The organism is Vibrio sp. THAF64, assembly GCF_009363455.1.
In the GTDB taxonomy this organism is placed as follows: Bacteria; Pseudomonadota; Gammaproteobacteria; order Enterobacterales; family Vibrionaceae; genus Vibrio; species Vibrio coralliilyticus.
In genome coordinates this window covers 1458747-1478107 of record NZ_CP045356.1, presented here as the reverse complement: position 1 = coordinate 1478107, position 19361 = coordinate 1458747, and the positions used below count along the sequence as shown (strand labels likewise).

Genomic DNA, 19361 nt, shown 5'->3' with positions numbered 1-19361 from the left:
CCGAAGTCAGCTATGGATGCAAAAATGAATCAGGTGCTATTGGAAATAGCCCTCAACCTGAGCTCTAACCTCAACAGCGAAGCCCAGTATCAGCATTTGATTGATGGTATTGATCGGGTATTTCCATGCGATGCCAGCGCACTATTCATTTTGGATCAGGATGGATTTCTCACCCCCGTTGCGGTGAAAGGCTTGTCCACCAGCGTCCTCGGTCGACGGTTCTTTCCTCAAGCGCACCCGAGGCTGGAAGCAATCATGGCAAGCAAGCAACCGGTTCGGTTTAGCGCCGATTGTGATCTACCTGATCCCTTTAGTGGTGTACTACTCAGTGAAGAAGCTGAGCTAGATGTGCATGACTGCCTCGGTTGCAGCTTATACGTGGATGGGCAACTGGTCGGCATACTGACTCTTGATTCTCTCAACATCGGCGCGTTTGATGCCATAGAGCCAATGACCATTGAGACATTCGCAGCACTGGCGGCTGCCACGTTACGCAATATTGGCCAAATTAAAGCGCTCAAAGCCCAAAATCGCAAACAGCGCTCTGTCACCCAAACCCTGATTCAGCAAGCTCGCTCAAAACAGGGTGAGATGGTCGGTCTTAGCCCTCAAATTCAACAGCTTAGAACCAATATTGCCACCGTCGCTCAATCAGATTATGCCGTTCTAATCACAGGTGAAACGGGTGTAGGGAAAGAGTTAGTGGCTCACAGTGTCCATGCGCAATCAAGCCGCCGAGACAAACCAATGATTTACGTCAACTGCGCCGCTTTACCCGAAGGCTTGGCAGAAAGTGAGCTATTCGGCCATGTCAAAGGGGCATTCACCGGTGCCAACAGCTCACGAGCAGGTAAATTCGAGCTGGCCGATGGTGGTACCATTTTTCTTGATGAATTGGGAGAGCTACCTTTAGTTCTGCAAGCAAAACTGCTGCGTGTGATTCAGCAAGGTGAGCTGCAGCGTGTCGGTAGTGACAAGCATTTACTGGTCAATGTAAGAATTATTGCTGCGACGAACCGTTTACTTGAAAATGAAGTCGAGCAAGGGCAATTTCGCGCCGACTTATTCCACCGTCTAAATGTGTTCCCGATTTCCGTTCCAGCGCTACGTAAGCGCGAGGGTGATATTCCTGTTCTTGCAGGCTATCTTCTGGAAAAAGTCCGTAGCCAGTTCAACATCCCTAACTTGCATTTACACCCCAAAGCCTTGGTGCTTTTGGAAAAACAGAACTGGCCCGGTAATGTACGAGAACTGGAACATACACTAACCCGCGCAGCGTTAAGAGCCATTCAGGAGCAACAGCAGATTATTCACCTCAATCACTTTGACGGCGGTTTTGAGAATACGGATGTAAAAAGCACATCACACTACCTGCCGCAAAGTAGCCAAGGAATGAGAGATCTCGTCGAATCTTACCAGAAAGACCTCATTGTTCACGCACTGAAAAAATCGAACCGTACTTGGTCTAAAGCGGCGGAGTTTCTACAAATGGATCGCGGCAATTTATACCGAATGGGGAAAAAGCTAGGCGTTGAAGCCTAAGTTCAATAACACATAGGTAGGCCCGCAGGCCTACCTGATCTCTCACAATCGTCTAACAAGACTAAGCCAAAGAAAATGTCGCCTCCGAACAGCCCCCTTTCTGGTGTGACTGTCTTAGTTTTTCCTTGAGATAAACAATGAGTTCATCAACAGCTACCTGAGTAATTGTCCCCTCCTCACGACATTTTATCGCTAGACTGTTTTCAGTTAGCTCTTTGTCTCTCACTGTAAGCACATATTTCAGCCACGTTGTTGAAGTTTCAATCTCCCAACGACTGAGTTGTATCGATCATTTTCAGTGCCTGCTGATAGAACACTTCGATCAAAACCAGAATCGAGTCATGCTCTTGCCATGTAAACCTTGAGATACGACCTTGGTTTTGAATGAGTCCACACTGCTTCGAATATTCAATTGTAGGAAGTGAACACTCAATAAATTGATAAGGGCTACGCTTAACCGATTGATAGGAGAAAAGCAGTTGCTCTCCCAATGATTGACCTTCCAAGCCGCAATACGCAGCGACTGTCTTTTCATGTTTAGAAAACAAAGTTGATTTGGCCCAAACCAAAGGCAAAGCGCCATCACACAGTATCACTTCCCGAGTGTAAATCGGGCTTTGACTGACCACACGTAACGGTTGAATCAGGAAATCTTCACTCGCAGAACGCAAAATCTGTGTCAGTGAGCCCAAGTCTTTCATTGCTTGAGGCACACCTGCTGAGTCAATCACGCGGAAATTCATGCCACTTCCTCCACAACCGTCTCTCTGAGGTCAGGGACGAACTTGAAGCACAATAGGCTTACCACACCAATTAAACTACCCAGCAATAGGAAAAAACGCTCTGTACCAAACAGGTTTTGCAAATCGAGCACGAAGGCGCTCAACGCCTGCCCCAGAAAATAGAACATCACAAAACCGCTCAGCACGGATGTTCTCAGCGCTGGTATGCTCGTCTGAATAATCAGGTGAGTGAGCACTGGCAGCAATAATCCAAACCCAATACCTGTGCTGACTAATACTATGTACGCGCGCCAATCATATTGTGTTTGCGACAACGCCCAAAATGAGGTGGTGAAACACATGAGACAAAGTGCCATGACAAGTTTCTCACCATAGTTGATGACGCCATGTCTAAAGAAATACGCTACGAAGGCTGACAACAGACTCATCGCCCCCATCGCCAACCCCGTTTCAGAGCTGTTGAAACTTTGAGACGTTTTCAATAGATAAGGTAAGCCAAGCAATACTAGGTAGTATGACAACATACCCACACACCCAAGTAGATAAAACGGCAAAACCGACCTAAAGCCCAACCAGCCCAGTTTAGGCCGAAATTGAGTACGCACTTTTTTACTTGAGGGAATTCCTTTTAACGACAGTGCGAGTGTCAGCAAAGCAATCAGGTAAATAGTAAAAGGCAGTCGCCAATGCAAAGAGGCTAACCAACCGCTGGCAACGACAAAAGCAATCCCTCCAAGGTTTACCGCAATGGCCTGTTGAGAGATGAAATGCACTCTTTCCTGACCTGAAAAGTAGTCGCTAATCAACTGGTTGATAACCGTCATGCAGATGACGATACTTGCCCCGAAAATGACTCTTCCAACAAGCAACGCTGCTAATGAATCCAGCCACAAGCCACTACTACCCGCGACTCCATAAAATCCAAGCCCTAACATTAAGCTTTTCTTCTCCCCCAAGTGGTCAATCATACGACTCACAAATGGCGCAAAGCCAATGACCGCAATGGAGGGAAGCGTCATTAACAGTGAAACGCCGAACGGGTCATCAAACACATGGTTTAGTTCAGTCAAAGACGGCGCAATCGCAGCATTGGCCATGACGAGTAAGCTGCTACCAAGTAGTAAACAGGCTCGGGTTAAGTTAGGAACTGATGAGGTTTTCATTATTGGCCTTAAGTAGGGCTGACATAGGCCAAAGGTTAGAAGTTTTCACTCAAGCCAAATAGCGCAAAATTGGCAACACAGCGTTGCTTTGGATATAGGTTTCAATGTGTTATTAAAGAATCAAATTGAGAGAGAAAGCAGATAGTATGGACTGGAACCTAAACGATCTTCCGATATTTATTGCCGTCACAGAAACTGGCAGCGTTTCAAAAGCAGCAAAAAGGCTTGGCAATCAAAAATCCAGTGTCAGCCGAGCCATAAACAGATTGGAAGAGTCGTTGAATATTAAACTGCTTGAGAGAAACAGCCGACATCTGAACCTGACCTCAGACGGAGAACAGCTATACAATCAACTTAAGCCGCTGATGCAGAACCTGTCTGCAATCAAAGAGCAAGTTCCATCGCAAAGTCTATGCGGCACTCTCCGCATCGCCACTACGTTCGCCTTTTCTCGGGAAATATTGTCACCTAACCTTAAGGCCTTCACCGAACGTTACCCCGATATACAGCTATCTATTCGCAGCATGTCGCACCGTGCTCACTTACTGGAAGACAAACTTGATCTCGCGATTCAGCTCGGTGATTTAGCCCCTTCTGGTTTTTATGCCAAAAGGCTCACTGTTGTGAAATTACTCTGGTTCTGCACACCTGAATACTTGCTGGCGAATCCAGAGCTCCAATCGGCTACGTTGGAGACTTTGCAACAGCACGTCAGTTTTTATCACGAGCAGGAGAATAACCAGTCGGTGCTGTACTCAACAATGACTGATGGCAGTAAACAAACCATAGAATTTAAACATGCCAACCAACTGGATGATGTTCTTCTGGTGCGAGATATGGTCGCATCTGGTAGTGGCGTTTCCCTGCTACCTGACATTTACTGCCGTCAATTATGTCGTGACGGCAAGCTAGTGCAAATCGCCCATGAACTTAACGTTTTACCGCATGTGAATATTTCAGCCGTTTACGCTAGCAAAACCACTCATTCTCCTCGTTTAAAAGCCATGCTCAACTTTATGGAGGAAATCACCGCACAGTACGTTGGCGAGTGTTAAACGTAAACTCGCTCAGAGCTCGGTATTGAGAAAACATCAAAAACGCCACGTATGTAACTAATTTCATTATATAAGTCATGCCATAATAGTGCTTCACACCACCATTTTATGGACTGAAATGACTGCAACTCAATACCTCAAAGATCTTAACCAGCGTTACCTAGACGTTCATCGTACCAAAGAAGATTTGTTCTGGGACACCTACATGGGGATCAGTAACGAACATGATCGTTTTGCCACTGCGCAAACCGCATGGACTCACTTCCTGAGTAATGCCGATCAGATTTCTGACATCGAACAACAGCTCAGCACGCTCAATGAAATAGCCGACTTAGAAAAGCGTAAACAAACTCAGATAGGGCTTGAAGGCTGGCTAGCCACTTTCCGCTCACACGCTATCGAAGGAGATAAAGCTCAGGCACTCAAGACAGAACTGATAGCATTTGAAACGGAACTATTTGAGAAAAAACAAAATCATGCACTGGTTTACGTCAACGAAGAAGGAGAACAAGTTGACGCCTCTTTACCAGCACTACGCTCAACCATAATGGCAAACGATAATGAAGCCGTGCGCCAGTCAGCACATCAAACATTGTTAGATCTTGAGCAATGGTTACTTGGCAATGGCTTTATCGATTTAGTCAAACTGCGTAACCAGTTTGCCCGCTCGTTGGGGTACGATAATTTCTTCGATTACTCAGTACTGAAAAACGAAAAAATGACCACCACTGAGTTGTTTACCATTCTGGATGATTTCGAGCAGCGGACCAGACAAGTTAATCTCACCAGCTTAGATAAACTCGCCAGTGAGAAAGGCCAAAATGCGCTCACAGGTTACAACTTCAATTACTCTTTTTCTGGCGATTCGATGCGTGAGTTGGATCCATACGTTCCGTTTTCCAAGTCACTCAGACGCTGGGTAGAATCTTTTGGCCGGCTGAACATTGATTACTCTGGTGCAGAACTCACTCTGGACTTGCTGGATCGTCAAGGTAAATACCAAAACGGTTTTTGCCACGGCCCGATACCTTCGTTTTATGACGACGGGCGATGGATAGCAGCCAAGGTCAATTTCACCAGTAACGCAAAGCCTGATCAGATCGGCAGCGGTTATGATGGCATCAACACCCTTTTCCATGAAGGGGGACATGCCGCCCACTTTGCTAACGTCAAGATGAACTCACCTTGTTTTTCTCAGGAGTTTGCACCGACGTCCATGGCTTATGCCGAAACTCAATCCATGTTCTGTGACAGCCTGCTGAATGATGCTGACTGGCTGAAACAATACGCTCTGGATGCGAATGGAAATCCAGTTCCAGACGAGCTCATTCAATCGATGATCAATAGCAGCCAGCCGTTTAAAGCGTATCAGGAACGTAGCATTTTGGTGGTGCCTTACTTTGAGCGAGCCTTGTATCAGCTTAGCGATGAGGAACTGACGGCAGAACACATTACAGCATTGGCTCGTCAGTGTGAAAAGCAGATTCTGGGACTAGAATGCAGCCCTCGCCCATTGATGGCGATTCCTCATTTACTTTCTGACGAAGCGTCCTGTGCTTATCACGGTTACTTGCTTGCCAACATGGCCGTCTATCAGACACGCGCTTACTTCCTCAACAGGTTTGGGTACCTGACTGACAACCCTGAAATTGGCCCTTTGCTGGCAGAGCATTATTGGCGTGCAGGCAATCACTTGTCTCACAATGACACCATCAAGAGTCTGACGGGGGAAGGCTTCAATGCCAAATATCTTGCCGAGGCATGTAGCCTCACCGCCGAGCAAACGTGGGAAATTCAGAAACAAAAGATTACTGATTTAAACTCCCGTGAACGACCCGATGCCGCACCGTTGAATGCAAAGATCAGTATTGTTGATGGTGCTGATTGCTTAGCTGACAACGCTACATCCGATGAGCTGATGTGCAAGCAGTTTGAAGACTACATAGCAAAAACGTACGGCTGTTAATCTTCTCTATGAGCCAGATTCAGGTCTGGCTCATCTCCCATTTAATGGAATTGATGTTAAAAGCACATCGCGCGTTCCAGCTCACCCCATCATGATAATCATCATCTAACTTTCTGTTTTACTCACTTATCCTCAGCTCAAAATTCATACATTTTAATGACTATCTTATTTACTGTTTAGCTCTTTGCAGCATTTATTGATGTGTTATTTACATCATCACCGTTGTCATCTAGACAACATCCCCATATCCAAATAAAGGTAAATTCTTTAAGTATCAAATATTTAAATAGTGGCACGCTCTCTGCAGTTATAGCGCTAAACAAATCCAAGCGGCGTGACCGCATAAAGACTATTACTGGAGAAGCGCAATGTTCTGTATTCAATGTGAACAGACTATTCAAACCCCAACTGTTAAAGGTTGTTCTTTCGCCCAAGGCATGTGTGGCAAAACATCTGAAGTTTCCGATCTACAAGATGTACTGGTCTATACCCTTGAAGGTGTTTCGTACTGGGCAGAACAAGCTCGTCGCTTTGACATTATTGATGACGAAGTTAATCAATGGGCGCCAAAAGCCTTCTTCTCGACCTTAACCAATGTGAATTTCGACCCCGAACGTATTCTTGAACTCGCTGCACAGGCTGCGCAGTTTAAATCCCGACTAAAAGAGCAGACACTCGCTGCGGCAAAACTGGCTGACGTTGAACTTGAGCCCGCACCTAAAGTCGCTAATTTCGAGTTACCAGCGAGTGCTGAAGCGATCCTCGAATTTGCTCCTCAGGTTGCGGTCAACCGTGGCTATCAGGAGATCAGTGAAGATGTGATTGGTTTACGTCTGCTGTGCCTTTACGGCCTGAAAGGTGCTGCCGCTTACATGGAACACGCACGCGTCTTGGAGCAAACCAATAACGATATTTACGCTGAGTATCATGAAATCATGGCGTGGCTAGGCACTGATCCAGAAGATCTTAACGCTTTGCTTGAATGTTCAATGCGTATTGGTCTGATGAACTACAAAGTTATGGAAATGCTAGACCTTGGTGAAACCACTACTTTCGGCCACCCAGAGCCAACTCAGGTCAACGTTAAACCAGTTAAAGGCAAATGTATTTTGGTTTCGGGGCATGACCTGCATGACCTAGAGAAAATTCTTCAGCAAACCGAAGGAACCGGAATCAACGTTTACACCAACGGTGAAATGCTCCCTGCGCACGGTTATCCTGAGCTGAAAAAATACCCGCACCTGGTCGGCAACTACGGCAGCGCATGGCAAAACCAGCAGAAAGAGTTTGCTAACTTCCCTGGCGCGATTGTCATGACGTCTAACTGTCTGTTGAACCCGAACATGGGTCAGTACTCAGATCGCTTGTTCACGCGTAGCATCGTTGGCTGGCCGGGTGTTGCACACATTGAAGGTGATGATTTTAGTCAGGTGATTGAGTGTGCACTGGCGCAAGACGGTTTCCAACACGATGAAATTGAACACATGATCACCGTAGGCTTTGGTCGCAATGCGTTGATGAGTGCAGCCCCAGCAGTGGTTGAGCAGGTCAAAGAAGGGAACATTAAGCACTTCTTCTTAGTTGGTGGTTGTGACGGCGACAAAGCAGAACGTAGCTACTACACCGACTTCACCGCTAGCGCGCCTGAAGATACTCTGATCCTGACACTGGCCTGTGGTAAGTTCCGCTTCAACAAAAATCAGTTTGGCGACATCAACGGTATCCCGCGCTTACTGGATGTTGGCCAGTGTAATGACGCCTATTCAGCCATTCAGCTTGCCCTAGCATTGTCGAAAGAATTTGACTGCGACATCAACGAACTGCCGCTAACACTCGTGCTGTCTTGGTTTGAGCAGAAAGCCATCGTGATATTGCTGACTCTGTTTGCTTTAGGTGTGAAAGGCATCTATACAGGCCCAACCGCACCTGCATTCCTGACCGATAACCTCATCCAAATCATTCAGGACAAATTCGACATGCGCAGCATCGGCAATGTTGAAGACGATCTGAAAACTATCCTAGCAGCTTAATCCCTGCCTTTTGATAGCCCAGTCAGTTTGTTTGGCTGGGCTCTTTTACTTGTGAGGAATTATGATTCGCGAATGGCAAAACAACCAACCCGCCCGACTTCGTTGTGTTGATAAATGGCAGGAAACATCGGATACCGTCAGCTTGACTCTGACCTCTGATACTCCCCTACCAAATGGATTTGATTTCAAACCGGGTCAGTTTATTTCGTTAGGTTTTGAGTTCGACGGCAAGGTGGAATACCGCGCGTATTCTGTTTCTTCGTTACCGGGGGAATCGCATCTTAAATTGACCGTCAAACGAGTCGAGAATGGCTTGGTATCCAACTACATCATTGACCACTTCAATTCCGGAGATAGCGTCTTGGCACTGGCGCCGACTGGACCATTCAACAGCATCGATTGCCCACCGATGCATAAAGTGGCTTTGCTCAGTGCAGGTTGCGGCATCACACCTGTCATGTCGATGGCAAAACATTGGCTGAAAACCAAAGCAGACGTCGAGATAACCTTTATTCACATGGCGAAAAGCGCTGCTCAGACTATCTACTTTGATGAGCTGGAGTCCATGGATGCGCAATACCCAAATTTCCACCTGAAGTTACTGCTTAAAGACAATACAGGCACACGCCACCCGCAAGGACGGCTCGACAGAGAGTGGTTAGCCAAACTCTGCCCAGACCTTAACCAACGCACAGTTTATCTCTGCGGACCAACTCTGTTTATGCAGGATATGGAGAGCAACGCGTTGGCACTGGGCGTTGAGGCGGCGCAATTCCATCAGGAAAGCTTTACCCCTATCGAAGCTCATAATGAAAGCTCGTCAGATGGTGTTGTTCAGTTCGAAGTGCCAGCGTTTGGCGTATCAAAAGAAATCAGCCAAGGCGCTACCTTAGCTGACGTGCTGGAAGAAAACGGGGTGCCAATTATTATCGCCTGTCGCAGCGGCATGTGTGGATCCTGCAAATGTAAAGTGATTAAGGGCGAAGTCAGCCGCACCAGTACGGAAACGCTGACTGAAGAAGATCTCGCCAATGGTTATACCTTAGCGTGTTCGAGCCAAATTCAGTCCGACGTCGAAGTTGAGTTGTGTTAATCAGCGCGATTTAACCAGATCAACAAAGCGAGACACCAGTGGATTGCTATTGTCTCGCTGCCAAACCAACCCAACCTGCCAACTGGTATACTCACCACCTAAGGGTATATAACGTACGCTTGGGCTATGAATTTGCTGAGCACTTTTCGGCATAATGGTGTATCCAAGCCGCGCAGACACTAATGCCAGCAAAGTTAAAATATCATCTGCTTCTTGATCCGCGGCTAAATTTTGGTGCTGACTCATCAAGTAACGTTCAATCTGAAGATTGAGCCCGGGGCCACGATTGGAGGCCAATTTGAGGTAATGCATGTTTCGCAACGAACACCAGAGATTGCCTTCATCCAAGTGCTCACTCTCGTGGACAGCCACAACCAACTGATCAGAATAAAGCGCTACTGCATCGTATCTGCCTTCATCAGGTATTCGATTGAAGCTCAAATCCAATTCACCGCTATTCAATTTCTCCAACTGAGTTTGAGAAGGAATGTCATTGAGCGTCATGCTGACATCGGGATAACGTTGTTTAAATTGTGCCACCCAGTGCGGTGCCTGATGATATGTCGAAATACCAAAGCCAATGTTGAGATGTCCAGCTACGCCCTGAGAAACGAGCTCAGACAGTCGGTGAAACTGCTCGAACCGTTCGACCAGTTGTTTAGCTTCAGGCAACAGGGTCTGCCCCGCGGCACTCAGTACTGCACCATGCCTGCCTCGTTCAAACAGACGAGCAGCCGTCTTCTCTTCCAAGCGCTGAATCTTTTTCGTTAGCGCTGACTGGGTGATGAACAGACGCTCCGATGCCAAGCGGTAGTTCTTGCTCTCTGCCAATACACAGAAAGCTTTCAGGTGCTCCAAATCCATTCCAATTACTCATTGAATGTCGAATATCTTTCATTATATGGAATTGATAAAGATATCTAAACTCGATGTCAGTTACTTAACTGGAGAGATCACAATGAAGAAGCTGAAAGTGGCATCGGTTCAATTTAACCATCACGCCGGAGACAAAGCGTACAATTTTTCGACAATCAAAAAGTTTGTTTATGATGCTCAAACTCAGGGCGTAGAACTTATTACCTTTCCAGAAATGTGCATCAGCGGCTACTGGCACCTCAACACACTGGAACGCCATGAGATTGAACAACAGGCAGAAGCTGTGCCTAACGGCCCATCCAGTCAGGCTTTGCTGGAGCTATCACGAGAAACGGGAATCACCATTGGTGCTGGCCTGATTGAAATTGATGCCGACGGCAATTTGTACAACACCTTTATTCTCGCCATGTCAGATGGTCAAATCACTAAACATCGTAAATTGCATACTTTTGTTAGCCAATACATGAGCAGTGGCAACGAATACACGGTAGTCGATACGCCTCACGGCTGGCGAGTGGGTATTTTGATTTGCTGGGATAACAATCTGGTTGAGAATGTTCGCATCACGGCTCTTAAAGGCGCTGACTTGTTGTTAGCCCCCCACCAGACAGGCGGCTGCCATTCGAGAAGCCCGAACGCTATGGGGCTCATTGACCCTCAACTATGGCACAACAGAGATTCCAACCCGCAGGCGATCAAATCGGAGATGCAAGGCAGAAAAGGCCGAGAGTGGTTGATGCGCTGGCTACCCGCCCGTGCTCACGATAATGGCCTTTTCCTAATATTCAGCAACGGCGTTGGCGTCGATGTTGATGAAGTGCGTACTGGCAATGCGATGATTCTTAACCCTTATGGCGAGATCATCACTGAAACGGACAGTGTCGAAGACGATATGGTGATAGCGGAACTCGACCCAACAGAGCTGGAAATGTGTACTGGTCGACGTTGGATTCGTGGACGACGACCGGACTTATACACCGATCTGACCCAACCTCTTGGGCATGAGCTGGATCCGTACCATGCCCGCTTTGATGATAAATAGCCCATATACAAGTTAGCCCGCTAAGTCAGACTTAGCGGGCTAATTCATCAAGCAATGTCAATCAACGTATCAAAAGATCCAATGTGCGACCAATACAATGATTGGCAGCGTAACTAGCGTTCTTAGCAGGAAGATGGCTACCAACTCCAAAAAGTTCACAGGGACTTTACTGCTTAGAATTACAGAACCAGTCTCTGACATGAAAATCAGCTGAGTTACAGACAACGCTGCCACAACAAACTTGGTCAGATCAGCATTAATCGTCGACGCTGCAATGATCGAAGGTACGTACATATCAGCAAAACCAACAAGCATAGTTTCTGCCGCCGCAGCCGCTTCCGGAACATTCAACGCATTTAGCAGTGGAATGAACGGTGCACCCAGCAATGAGAATAATGGTGTCGTTTCAGCGACAACCAGACCTAAAGTACCGATCGCCATAACCACAGGTAGCACGCTGATTACCATGTCCAGTGCGTTGTGCACACCTTCTTTAGCTACCGCTCCAAGGCTTTTCACTTTGCTTGCTCTGTGCAGTGCCAACTTCAAGCCAAAGCCCATAACCGACTGACCCGCAGGCACCAATTCGTCATTACGATTAGGCTTAGTACCATCAATGTACAGGTCTTTCTTATACGATAATGGTGGCAGATACTGAATCACCATCGCGGCAATCACGCCAGACAAACAGATAGAGAAGTAGAACGGGACAAAGAAATTCTCTAAGCCAACCTGAGTTAATACCACCAGTGAGAAAGAAATCCCAACCGGAGAAAACATAGTCGCGACAACCGCTGCTTCACGCGCAGTGTATTTTTTGTCTTCATATTGTTTACTGGTCAGAATCACCCCAACGGTGCCATCACCTAGCCAAGAAGACATACAGTCAATCGCAGCACGACCTGGCAAACGGAAAACTGGGCGCATAAAACGGCTCAGAACAGTACCCAGCAACTCAAGCAAACCAAAGTTGAGTAACAGTGGTAGCAGCAAACCGGCTAGGAAGAAAGTCACCAGTAAAGAAGGCAGAAGGTCATTAAGAACCAGCCCACCCGTATTGCCGTTCCAAATCACTTCAGGCCCGATCTGATGCAATGCCATAAGAGTGAACACCGCACCTAAAACTCGAACGACCAGCCAAACTGGCGTCAGAACAAACAGCCTTGTCATCAATGCAGATTGAGTCACAAAAGTTGGCTTGATGAGACTGGCAAGAATAGAAGCGACCGCAGAGAAGCAAATCACAGCGGTGACTGTTGGTAAAATCGCATCCCCAAGGATAGCTTTGACGCCTTTCGCCATCAGCGCTAGCGGAAAGGTGAAGTTGCCATCAATGGTTAACGGTGCAAGGAAAAAGAAAAGGCCCAACAAAGACGGAATTGCGAACATCAATATGTTGCGACTGTTTTTGTGGTTCTCTTCGGCTAAAAGTGTATCACTCATCTGACTGCTCCCTAGATGATTATATTTTCACAATTAGTGAATAAGTTCTCTTTGCCGAAATTATAACGACAAAGATTTCACACTCAAGCAAATAATGAAAAATAATTCACTAAAAACGCATAACAATATAAATCAATACGTTATGGAGCTAAGGTAATTGGTGGCATTTTGTACGCACGTGCTTTAATAATAACCACAGACTCTTTAATTACTTACTTTTATATCGAGCATAAATATGACTATTTATGCATCAACCATAAGCAAAGTGATTCGAGTAGCCCCGATGAATAGAGTTAGCGGATAATAGGTATCTGAAATGAAAACGTTGCCCCCCCTGTTAAGGTCAACTCAATATCACGAACCATTTCAATCAAAAAAGCACTGCCATCAATTTCCAACTTCTGCTCGTCTACAATCTCAAACAGCGCTTCTAAAGCCGCACTGTAAGCAACATCAGAAATCAGATACACCTCAGCGCACAGGTAGTACCCTTCAGGAATCACAAAATCGTAGAGAGCTTCGTCGACTTGCCAATCACCAATGAACGTCTCAATTTGATCCCATACTTTTTCAAGTTGGTTTATCGGCGTTGCACCGAGCAAATTGACTGTTCTTTTGCCGTAGAGCTCGATAACCGAATCCCAATCAGGATCTTCCAGAGCAATCTTTTTCATGCCTCTTTTGGGATACCAAATCAATTCGGTCGGCATTGATTCTGCCAATTCAGTTTCAATCGATTGTTGAGTACCAGGGTGAGCAAGCTTAGCAATAAACTCAGACGTCTCTCGCGGTGTAGATTCGTAACCCATTTTGCGAATTTGTTTCGCGGTAACCCCAAGCTCTCTTTTCAAAGCCTTACCTAAAGCTTGTGAGGAAGAGAAGCCACAGTAGTGAGCAATTTCCATCACACTCCAAGGTTCATCATTGAGCAGCAAATTCACCGCCACTTGCAGGCGTAAGCGACTAAGATACTGCCCCGGTGTCTCATGAAACAATTCGCTAAACTGGCGATGGAAATGATAAGGAGAAATCGCGCTTTCGGTTGCTATTTGCTCCCACGACCTGTGCTCAGCCAGTTCTTCATGCATTAGCTTCAATGCATGTGCAAAGCGCTTTCTGAGATGCTCAGGTAATGGCTCCAACAAAGCAATTTCAGGCACCAGTTTGAATGCAGGTTTCTCTTGTTGTGACATTGATACGGACCTCACTGGGGCGACAGGATCACTATCGCCCGCCAACCGAATAAAATCAATTACGCTCAGCATTATGCAGGCTCAAGCGCCAACTCATCTTCCATCACTTTAGGCGCCTTACGACTGGTCATCCCCAACAATATAGGGATCAGCAGTAACGTCACCGCAGTAGCGAACAATTCGCCAAACACCAGAGAAACCGCAGCAGGTTTAAGATACTGAGCCTGCTCAGCCGTTTCACTGAGTAGTGGTAACAAGCCACATACTGTTGTTATCGTGGTGAGAAAAATGGCCCGCAAGCGACTGGTTCCAGCCGTGACTAATGCCTGCTTTAGCGGTACACCACTGCGGTATTCTGCATTAAAGCGCGTGATCAGTACCAATGAGTCATTGATCACTATTCCCGTCATTGCCATCATGCCAAACATAGACAGCAAACTGATTGGCAGATCCATCAAGTAGTGCCCAAAGATCGCCCCAGCAAAACCAAATGGAATCACCGCCATGATGATGAATGGCTGCCAATAAGACTTCAGCGGAACCGCCAACAAGATGTAAATCAGCAGAATGGTCAAAATCATCGCTGAGCGGAAGCCGTCAGAGACTTCACCAATCTCTTCAAATTCGCCGCCTGCTTTGATCCGAACTCCTGGATACTGCTGATGCAGCGTTTTGATCTCAGAGCTGAGCTGAGCCATTGTCTGCTCAGGCGCCTGAACGTCTCGGTTTTGCTTCCAATAGAGGTTTACCACTTGCTCACGATTACGTCGGTAGAGTATCTGAGGCTCCTGCTCATGACGAAATTCAGCAATATCACCGAGTAAGACACTCTTCCCTTCAGACAGCAACACCATCGTCTGCTCAAGCTGAGCGAGGGTTTTACGCTCTGAACGAGGATACTGCAACAGCACCTTAGTTTCTTGGCCTTGTTCTAACAGGCGGTGAATTTCTCGCTCACCAAATGCCTCACCCGCCAATCGCGCCAACTTGTCTTGCGTCAATCCGAGCTGTTGACCGTATTCATTCAGCACTAGCCGCACCTGAGGCTGGCCGCTTTTACCATCATCATAAATATCCGCCACGCCAGGCAAAGCAGCCAGTTTGTCCACTAACTGGCTACTGACGCGCTTAGCAAGTTCACGGTCGCTGGATGATATCGAGATGAATGTTCCACCAGCAGGCGCTTCAGCCGCACTAAACTGAACTGAATAGGCTCCTTCAATGTTCCCAGTATGAGTACGCCAACTATCGGTCAGTAAATTACCCGGCAAGAGGCTCAGGGCTTCACTGGTTAGCTCGGCGGTCACTTCCACCTCTCCATAACCACCCGACCACGCAAGCAGGTTTACCACGGGTGGCTGGCTCAACGGGTAGTCTTGCATCAGCTCGTCTTCGACGTTGATCATCGCCTGTTCGATTTGATCTAAGGCTTTCTTTTGTAACGGCAAAGGGGCACCGTCTTCTAGCTCAACTTTCGCGGTAACGTATCGACCGGGGATTTCGGGGAAAATGGCACTTCGAATCGTCCCAGTAGACCACATGCCATACGCCAGTACGATAGCGGCGACAAAGCCCAGCAGTGATGCCAGTTTGTAATCCAACACCTTTTCCAAGGTGGGCTTATACACTCTGAAATTGAACCACTCCAAACCACCTTGAGCCACAGACTGAATGCGAGAGAAAATGCCATTAGATTTTTTACTCACGGACAACTGCGCTAGGTGTGATGGCAGAATAAACTTACTTTCAATCAGAGAGAAGATCAGCGCAAATATCACCACAGCGGAGAACCCAGCCAGAATCTTGGCAAAATCGTTGTTAATCCAAAGCATTGGCGAAAATGCCGCAATAGTGGTCAAAACACCAAATACCGTTGCAACGGTAACCGAGTGTACACCGTGCCATGCCGCTTTGCGCCCACTCGCATGTTTGCCTCGCTGCTCGTGAATGGCCTCGCCAACAACCACGGCATCATCGACTAGAATCCCCAATACCAGAATAAAGCCAAACAAAGTGATGTCATTGATGCTGTAGTTAGCCAGTTGCATCGCTCCTAAGGTACCTGCGATAGCGACTGGTATACCCACGGCCACCCAAAATGCCAGTTTCAGCTCAAGAAAAATGCCCAGTAGCACCACAACAATCAAAAGGCCTTGCCACGCATTATCACCGAGCCTGAACAGTTGCTCTTCAATATAGGGCGCCATATCTGCCATGGTATTCAGCTCAATGTCTGAAGGCAGGATTTTGCGTTGCTCCGCCAAGGTATCCTTAATTGCATCACTCACTTTGAGCAGGTTGTCGGTCTGGCTGGTGCTGATCAGCAGAGCGATAGCATTGATGCCATTATTGCGCACAATGGAGCCACTACGCTCATAGCCACGACTCAGCTTAGCGATGTCACCTAAATAGACGGTACCAGATGGGCGAGAGACGATCGCCAAACGACGCAGCTTCTGTACGTCATCGGCGTAGCCATCACCACGGATAACCATGCGGCCCTTGTCACTGATCAGCTCACCTGTGCGAGATTCAAGTGACATCTGTCCGATGGTGCTGGCTAAATCTTCCAGACTCAAACCCAGTTTCTTGAGCTGCGCTGGATCTGGTTCAATGATAAGTTGTGGCTTGCGACTTCCCCAGTTGGATACTTTAGAAATCTTTGGATTACTTTTTAGCGCTTGCTCGACCTGTCTTGCGATGGGTTGAAGTTGCTCATCGCTGCGTGGCCCCGAAACGACAACAAAAGCGGCCAAGTTAGTAAATTCATTTCTAACCACCTGAGGCTTTTCAGCTTGAGCAGGAAAACCATTGATGGCGTTCACTCGGTTACGTACATCATCCAGCAGCTTATTGAGGTCGGCGCTGCTGGTTTTGCGTACAACAACACTCGACATTCCTGCGCTAGACTGGCTGGTCACCTGTTTAATACCGGAAATGCCACTGATGGACTCTTCAATTCGCTGTGTAACACTCTCATCAATCTGTTTAGCTGTACCTCCCGGGTAGGCAACATTGATCACAACCGATGACGGCGCAATCTGCGGAAAAGACTCCACACGGAGTTGACCAAACGCCATAACACCACTGGCGATGATCGCAAGCATCAACAGATTCGCCCCTACTGGGTTGTTGATAAACCACTTAGTCAGCCAGCTCATTGATTACCCTCCTGCTTCGCAACCAATATCTGCGCAGCTTGAGGAGCGACTTGCTTCCCCGGTAGCATCGACAGCAGTGGGTACACCACCACCTGACGTGCCTTAGCGCTGTCCTGATCAAAGCGGGCATATACCTGTTTACGTGCTTGTCCTATTTGCGTAACCCACTCTTTCTGCAATCGGTTCTGCTCATCAAGTGTCCAGACGTATCCATCTCGTGTGATCGCACTGAGTGGCAAGGTCACAATTTCAGGCCGTAAGCCGAGACTAACGATGACTTTCACCTGTTGATTAGGCAGTAAACGAGTCATTCCTTGATAAGGTTCGCGAACAGACAAAACCACTTGTCGCTGACGTGTGGTTGGATCAGCCTGAGGCGAGAGATATCGAACCTGTGCCTGCCACTCGCTGCCATCTCGATTCACAATTTTAATCTCAGGCTGACGCAACGCGGATTGCACCTGCTGCCAGTGAATTTCCGAAACAGGCAGCTCGACATCCAGTGAGTCGCTGGCGGCGAGTTCAAAAGTCACCTGCCCGGCTTCCAACCATTCACCGGGGCTGATGTTACGACGCATGATCACAGCATCAAACGGCGCTGCAATACTTGCTTCCTCAAGCAACTTTGCTGCACTGGTGTAAGCCTGTTTTGCCTGCGCCAACTCTGCCTTGGCTGCCAACACCTGTGGCTCACGGCGAGCAAACGGTGAGCTTTTGGTCGGTGATAACATTTTTAACGCGACCGTTTGTTCGTGCTGTGCCTGTTTCAGGTTTAGCTCTGCCTGCTTAACACTGCTGTTTGCCTGAGCCAGATTAGACTCTAAAGCGCTCGTATTGAGCTTCGCCAACAAGGTCCCTTTTTTCACCAGTACGCCCGGTTCGATATCGGGATTCAACCACTCTAATTGAGCGCTGCTTGAAGCCTTAAGTTGAATCGGCCAACGCGCGGTGGTTGTTGCCAGCAAAGTCAAATTGGAATCGTGATCTTCCGGCGTCACTTGCAGTACCGAAACGGGGGTTTTGCTCGGCGCTTTTTGCTCAATCACAACTGGCTGAGGCTCTAAAACATCTACAACCACTAATGCCGCGAAAATTGCCCCACAGCCAGCTAATATTGCAAGAGTCTTTTTAAATTTCATAAGGCTTCTCCTCTACAGCCAATTGAGCGGGGTTTTGATTTAGTCGTTGGCTGATCTCCATCAGACGCGACAAGGTTTGCAGTGTGATAGGCAACATCACTGCCGTTTCCACGAATTCGAGTGAGTAAGTTACGATGGAAAAAACCTGACCCACAGTAGGATCAGTAAGAATACTGACCATCCAAAGGTTGGTTAGGACTGCGGCAAATAAAACAATAAAGATCAGCCCATACACCAGCGCTTCGGTATCGGACAGTTTGATTTCACAGCGTTTCAAGCGTTCGAAGTGCGTTCTAATCGCCGCAAAAGGCTGACCGCTGAGCACGCGAACCTGTTGCTCTAACTGATCGTTTAACGCGCCGTTAAGTCGCGTAAAGGTTTGATGGAACAGAGCATAAATCAGCAGCATACTCAGCCCTGCGATCAATACGCATAATGCAAGTTTGATATGAAAAGTGGCGAGAATGACAACGGTAGCGACCAACTGCACAACGGCAGTAATCAGCGATGGTAAATCTTCTTCTAGAAAATCTACCAGCTCGCGGGACATGGACAGTCGGGCGTCTTTGACTGATACCGATTGACCGCGCAAATTACGCTCAACCAAATTGGACAACCGCACTCGGATCCCGCCATAAACGCGAGTATCGTAAAAACGACGTGCAACGCTGATGACCACCAGTACAAACAAGATCGCTGCAAACATAAGCAACGGCTGCAAGTTTTGCTTAAGCACACCATCAATAGCAAAACCGATAAACAGCGGCAGCAAAATCATAAATACGTTCTCAGCCAGAACCATCAGCCAAGTAAACATGACTTTAATGGGACTCAGCCGGATAACGGACCGAAGTGTGATGGGTTGATTGAACAGCATTATTGACCCCACAAATGAATGTGGCGCCAGTATTACCA

At 47.4% G+C, this 19361-nt stretch carries 14 protein-coding genes; 6 read left to right on the top strand and 8 right to left on the bottom strand.

The genetic code is table 11. The features are described from left to right. Nucleotides 1-12: 12 nt before the first annotated feature. A complete protein-coding gene (norR, locus tag FIU99_RS23160; protein WP_039952174.1) occupies nucleotides 13-1542 on the top strand; it encodes a nitric oxide reductase transcriptional regulator NorR in 1530 nt (509 codons plus the stop codon). Between the two features lie 260 nt (nucleotides 1543-1802). Here the strand turns inward: norR and FIU99_RS23150 are convergent, their stop codons facing one another. Both FIU99_RS23150 and FIU99_RS23145 read right to left on the bottom strand, forming a co-directional pair. Continuing rightward, nucleotides 1803-2285: a hypothetical protein gene (locus FIU99_RS23150; protein WP_006961518.1), complete on the bottom strand. Its 483-nt coding sequence runs from the start codon at nucleotides 2283-2285 to the stop codon at nucleotides 1803-1805. Continuing rightward, a complete protein-coding gene (locus tag FIU99_RS23145; RefSeq protein ID WP_006961519.1) occupies nucleotides 2282-3448 on the bottom strand; it encodes an MFS transporter in 1167 nt (388 codons plus the stop codon). Before FIU99_RS23145 ends, FIU99_RS23150 begins: the two co-directional genes overlap by 4 nt. Nucleotides 3449-3594: 146 nt before the next feature. On the opposite strand from FIU99_RS23145, the gene FIU99_RS23140 reads away from it, so the two are divergent. From FIU99_RS23140 to FIU99_RS23125, 4 genes are all read left to right on the top strand, one after another. Then, nucleotides 3595-4503 (top strand): LysR family transcriptional regulator, encoded by a 909-nt coding sequence (locus FIU99_RS23140; RefSeq protein WP_006961520.1) that lies wholly within the window; start codon nucleotides 3595-3597, stop codon nucleotides 4501-4503. A gap of 118 nt (nucleotides 4504-4621) precedes the next feature. After that, entirely contained in the window at nucleotides 4622-6469 is a 1848-nt protein-coding gene (locus FIU99_RS23135; protein ID WP_006961521.1) for a M3 family metallopeptidase, read from the top strand. 368 nt (nucleotides 6470-6837) lie between these two features. Continuing rightward, nucleotides 6838-8499, top strand: a complete 1662-nt coding sequence (gene hcp / locus FIU99_RS23130) for a hydroxylamine reductase (protein WP_152472566.1) — start codon at nucleotides 6838-6840, stop codon at nucleotides 8497-8499. A 61-nt stretch (nucleotides 8500-8560) separates the two neighbouring features. After that, nucleotides 8561-9592, top strand: a complete 1032-nt coding sequence (locus FIU99_RS23125) for a hybrid-cluster NAD(P)-dependent oxidoreductase (RefSeq protein WP_006961522.1) — start codon at nucleotides 8561-8563, stop codon at nucleotides 9590-9592. Here the strand turns inward: FIU99_RS23125 and FIU99_RS23120 are convergent, their stop codons facing one another. After that, a complete protein-coding gene (locus FIU99_RS23120; RefSeq protein WP_006961523.1) occupies nucleotides 9593-10456 on the bottom strand; it encodes a LysR family transcriptional regulator in 864 nt (287 codons plus the stop codon). A 94-nt stretch (nucleotides 10457-10550) separates the two neighbouring features. Here FIU99_RS23120 and FIU99_RS23115 point away from each other — a divergent pair, with 94 nt between their 5' ends. Beyond that, complete coding sequence (locus tag FIU99_RS23115; protein ID WP_006961524.1) at nucleotides 10551-11510, top strand: nitrilase family protein; 960 nt, start codon at nucleotides 10551-10553, stop codon at nucleotides 11508-11510. 69 nt (nucleotides 11511-11579) lie between these two features. Here the strand turns inward: FIU99_RS23115 and FIU99_RS23110 are convergent, their stop codons facing one another. The 5 genes from FIU99_RS23110 to FIU99_RS23090 form a co-directional block, all read right to left on the bottom strand. Beyond that, the gene (locus tag FIU99_RS23110; RefSeq protein WP_006961525.1) at nucleotides 11580-12953 is read right to left on the bottom strand and encodes a YjiH family protein; all 1374 of its coding nucleotides are present in this window, start codon (nucleotides 12951-12953) and stop codon (nucleotides 11580-11582) included. Between the two features lie 293 nt (nucleotides 12954-13246). Next, the gene (locus FIU99_RS23105) at nucleotides 13247-14146 is read right to left on the bottom strand and encodes a helix-turn-helix domain-containing protein (RefSeq protein ID WP_006961526.1); all 900 of its coding nucleotides are present in this window, start codon (nucleotides 14144-14146) and stop codon (nucleotides 13247-13249) included. 71 nt (nucleotides 14147-14217) lie between these two features. Continuing rightward, entirely contained in the window at nucleotides 14218-17307 is a 3090-nt protein-coding gene (locus FIU99_RS23100; protein WP_006961527.1) for an efflux RND transporter permease subunit, read from the bottom strand. Then, nucleotides 17304-18446, bottom strand: a complete 1143-nt coding sequence (locus FIU99_RS23095) for an efflux RND transporter periplasmic adaptor subunit (protein WP_006961528.1) — start codon at nucleotides 18444-18446, stop codon at nucleotides 17304-17306. The genes FIU99_RS23100 and FIU99_RS23095 overlap by 4 nt, the downstream gene beginning before the upstream one ends. Next, complete coding sequence (locus FIU99_RS23090; protein ID WP_085058165.1) at nucleotides 18436-19323, bottom strand: ABC transporter six-transmembrane domain-containing protein; 888 nt, start codon at nucleotides 19321-19323, stop codon at nucleotides 18436-18438. Before FIU99_RS23090 ends, FIU99_RS23095 begins: the two co-directional genes overlap by 11 nt. Nucleotides 19324-19361 lie beyond the last annotated feature (38 nt).

Bases quoted from the DNA above. Each gene is read 5' to 3' on its own strand.
- FIU99_RS23100 (WP_006961527.1), bottom strand. From the start codon at position 17,307: ATGAGCTGGCTGACTAAGTGGTTTATCAACAACCCAGTAGGGGCGAAT.
- FIU99_RS23150 (WP_006961518.1), bottom strand. From the start codon at position 2,285: ATGAATTTCCGCGTGATTGACTCAGCAGGTGTGCCTCAAGCAATGAAA.
- FIU99_RS23145 (WP_006961519.1), bottom strand. From the start codon at position 3,448: ATGAAAACCTCATCAGTTCCTAACTTAACCCGAGCCTGTTTACTACTT.
- FIU99_RS23090 (WP_085058165.1), bottom strand. From the start codon at position 19,323: ATGCTGTTCAATCAACCCATCACACTTCGGTCCGTTATCCGGCTGAGT.
- FIU99_RS23135 (WP_006961521.1), top strand. From the start codon at position 4,622: ATGACTGCAACTCAATACCTCAAAGATCTTAACCAGCGTTACCTAGAC.
- FIU99_RS23110 (WP_006961525.1), bottom strand. From the start codon at position 12,953: ATGAGTGATACACTTTTAGCCGAAGAGAACCACAAAAACAGTCGCAAC.
- FIU99_RS23115 (WP_006961524.1), top strand. From the start codon at position 10,551: ATGAAGAAGCTGAAAGTGGCATCGGTTCAATTTAACCATCACGCCGGA.
- FIU99_RS23105 (WP_006961526.1), bottom strand. From the start codon at position 14,146: ATGTCACAACAAGAGAAACCTGCATTCAAACTGGTGCCTGAAATTGCT.
- FIU99_RS23140 (WP_006961520.1), top strand. From the start codon at position 3,595: ATGGACTGGAACCTAAACGATCTTCCGATATTTATTGCCGTCACAGAA.
- FIU99_RS23095 (WP_006961528.1), bottom strand. From the start codon at position 18,446: ATGAAATTTAAAAAGACTCTTGCAATATTAGCTGGCTGTGGGGCAATT.
- hcp (WP_152472566.1), top strand. From the start codon at position 6,838: ATGTTCTGTATTCAATGTGAACAGACTATTCAAACCCCAACTGTTAAA.
- FIU99_RS23120 (WP_006961523.1), bottom strand. From the start codon at position 10,456: ATGGATTTGGAGCACCTGAAAGCTTTCTGTGTATTGGCAGAGAGCAAG.
- FIU99_RS23125 (WP_006961522.1), top strand. From the start codon at position 8,561: ATGATTCGCGAATGGCAAAACAACCAACCCGCCCGACTTCGTTGTGTT.
- norR (WP_039952174.1), top strand. From the start codon at position 13: ATGGATGCAAAAATGAATCAGGTGCTATTGGAAATAGCCCTCAACCTG.